The 2,690-nt window shown below is 72.1% G+C and carries 4 protein-coding genes; all 4 read left to right on the plus strand.

From position 1 onward, the window contains the following. Positions 1 to 550, plus strand: a 550-nt coding sequence (locus tag ACE3Q3_RS23810) for an acyl-CoA dehydrogenase family protein (RefSeq protein WP_374450255.1), incomplete at its 5' end; no start/stop codon positions are given. After that, on the plus strand, positions 547 to 1,332 hold the full coding sequence (locus ACE3Q3_RS23815; protein ID WP_374450256.1) for an enoyl-CoA hydratase/isomerase family protein: 786 nt from the start codon (positions 547 to 549) through the stop codon (positions 1,330 to 1,332). The genes ACE3Q3_RS23810 and ACE3Q3_RS23815, both read left to right, overlap by 4 nt. Before the next feature lie 16 nt (positions 1,333 to 1,348). Beyond that, positions 1,349 to 2,506 (plus strand): lipid-transfer protein, encoded by a 1,158-nt coding sequence (locus tag ACE3Q3_RS23820; RefSeq protein WP_374450258.1) that lies wholly within the window; start codon positions 1,349 to 1,351, stop codon positions 2,504 to 2,506. Beyond that, positions 2,503 to 2,690: Zn-ribbon domain-containing OB-fold protein (locus tag ACE3Q3_RS23825; RefSeq protein WP_374450259.1), on the plus strand; the 188-nt coding region annotated here is incomplete at its 3' end. The genes ACE3Q3_RS23820 and ACE3Q3_RS23825, both read left to right, overlap by 4 nt.

The raw sequence follows: 2,690 nt of genomic DNA on the forward strand, positions 1-2,690 counted from the left end.
CCAGGTGACGGCGCCGCACCCGCTGGCGACGCTGGCCTTCGACGGCTGCTTCGTGGCCGACGACCGGCTGCTCGGCGAACCGGGGCAGGGCTTCAAGGTCGCGATGGCGACGCTCGACGTGTTCCGGGCGACGGTGGGGGCGGCGGCGCTCGGATTCGCCCGCCGGGCGCTGGACGAGGCGGTGGCGCGCGCCGCGACGCGGCCGATGTTCGGGAAGACGCTCGCCGACCAGCAGATGACCCAGGCCCGCCTGGCCGACATGGCGACCGAGATCGATGCCGCCGCGCTGCTCGTCTACCGCGCCGCCTGGACGCGCGACGTCGCCGGCCGGACACCGACCCGCGAGGCGGCGATGGCGAAGCTCTATGCGACCGAGGCGGCGCAGCGCGTCGTCGACGGGGCCGTCCAGCTCTTCGGCGGGCTCGGCGTCACCGTCGGGGTCAAGGTCGAGGAGCTCTATCGCGAGATCCGTGCGCTCCGCATCTACGAGGGGGCGAGCGAGGTGCAGAAGCTGGTGATCGCACGCCAGGTGCTGGGGGGCGGCCGGTGACGTTCGAGCGCATCGCCTACGCGGCGTCCGGCGGCCGCGCCGACATCACGTTCCGGCGGCCGGAGCGGATGAACCCGCTCGACTGGTCGACGGTCAAGGAACTGCGCCGGGCCGTCGCGGCGGCCGAGGCCGACCCGGCCTTGCGCGCCGTCGTCGTCACCGGCTCGGGCCGGGCCTTCTCGGCCGGTGGCGATCTCGAAGGCTATCTCTCGCTCTATCGCGACGAGACCGGCTTTCGGGGCTTCCTCGAGGACTTCTTCCAGCTCCTCGACGCGATCGAGCGGTCGCGGCTCGTCTACATTGCGGCGATCAACGGCTTCTGTGTCGCCGGCGGGCTCGAATTCATGCTCGCCTGCGACCTCGCTATCGCCGCGCGCGAGGCGAAGATCGGCGACGGTCACCTGAATTTCGGCCAGCTTCCCGGCGCCGGCGGCTCGCAGCGCCTGCCGCGGGCGATCGGCCGCCAGCGGGCCATGCACCTGATGCTGACCGGTCGCCTCATCGACGGCGTCGAGGCCGAGCGCATCGGCCTCGTCGCCGAGGCGGTGCCGGCGGCCGACCTCGCCGCCCATGTCGATGCGCTGGTCGCCGGGCTGCTCGAGCGCAGCCGCGCCGGCGTCTCCGGGATGAAGCGCCTCGTGAACGAGGGGCTGCGCGGCGCGCTCGCCGACGGCCTGCGCATGGAGGTCGACTTCGTCCACCACTATGCCACCACCCACCCCGACGCGACCGAGGGTCTGGTCGCGTTCCAGGAAAAGCGGCGCCCCCGTTTCGGCGCCTGAAGGGAGCCCCCGGTCCATGTGGTCGCTCCGCGACAAGTACTGCATCGTCGGCATCGGCTCGACCGAGTTTTCCAAGGCCTCGGGCCGCACCGTCCTCGACCTCGCGAGTTCGGCCTGCCAGGCGGCGCTCGACGACGCCGGCGTGCCGGCGACCGACGTCGACGGCATCGTCAGCTTCCATTTCGGCGATTCGGTGCCGGCGATCGCGGTGGCGACGCAGCTCGGCGTCCCGGCGGTGCGCTATGCGGTCGACACCGCCGGCGGCGGCAATGCCGCCAACCTGATCGTGCTGCAGGCGGTGGCGGCGATCGAGGCCGGCCTCGCCGAGACGGTGCTGTGCTACCGCGCGATGAACGGCCGGTCGGGATTCCGGCTGGGCGGCGGGCGCGACATGGCGGCCCACGGCATCACCCAGTATACGGCCCCCTTCGGCTGGATCACCTACCCCCAGGCGATGGCGATGTGGTGCCGCCGGCACATGATCGAGTACGGCACGACGGCCGAACAGCTCGGCCATGTCGCCGTCACCACCCGGGCCAACGCGGTGCTCAACGAGCGGGCGATGCAGCGCCAGCCGATGACCATGGACGACTACATGGCGGCGCGCTTCATCGTCGAGCCGTTCCGGCTCTACGACATCTGCCTCGAGTCCGACGGCGCCTGCGCCGTGCTCGTCACCCGTGCCGACCGCGCCCGCGACCTGCGGCATCGGCCGGTCCACATCATGGGCGGCGCCTATGGCGGCGGCCCGAACCAGGGCGAGGACCTGTTCGACGCGCTGCGCTGGCCCGACCATTCGCACAATTATGCGCGCTACATCGCCGCCGACCTGTGGGGCAAGGCCGGGGTCGGTCCGGCCGATATCGACGTCGCCGAGATCTACGACTGCTTCACCTACAGCGTGCTGATGCAGCTCGAGGGGCTGGGCTTCTGCAAGGAGGGCGAGGGCGGGCCCTTCGTCGCCGCCGGCAACATCGCCCGCGACGGGCCGCTGCCGGTCAACACCCACGGCGGCCTGCTGTCGGAAGCCTACATCCACGGGTTCAACCACGTCATCGAGGCGGTGAGCCAGCTCCGCGGCCATGCCGGGGCGCGGCAGGTGCCCGATGCCGAGATCGCGCTGACCACCGCGGGCGCCATGACCTGCGGCAGCGCCATGGTGCTGCGCCGATGAGCTACGCCAAGCCGCTCCCCGTTCCGGACCCCGATTCCGCCCATTTCTGGGCCGGCTGCCGGTCGCACCGGCTGCTGATCCAGCGTTGCCGCGCCTGCGGCACCCATCGCTTCCCGGCCGGGCCGATCTGCGCCCATTGCCGCTCGCGCGAGGCGGACTGGATCGAGGCGTCGGGCCGCGCCAC

The organism is Allostella sp. (genome assembly GCF_041913585.1).
GTDB lineage: Bacteria > Pseudomonadota > Alphaproteobacteria > ATCC43930 > Allostellaceae > Allostella.

Coding starts and splice junctions, on each gene's coding strand:
- ACE3Q3_RS23820 (WP_374450258.1), top strand. CDS start 1,349: ATGTGGTCGCTCCGCGACAAGTACTGCATCGTCGGCATCGGCTCGACC.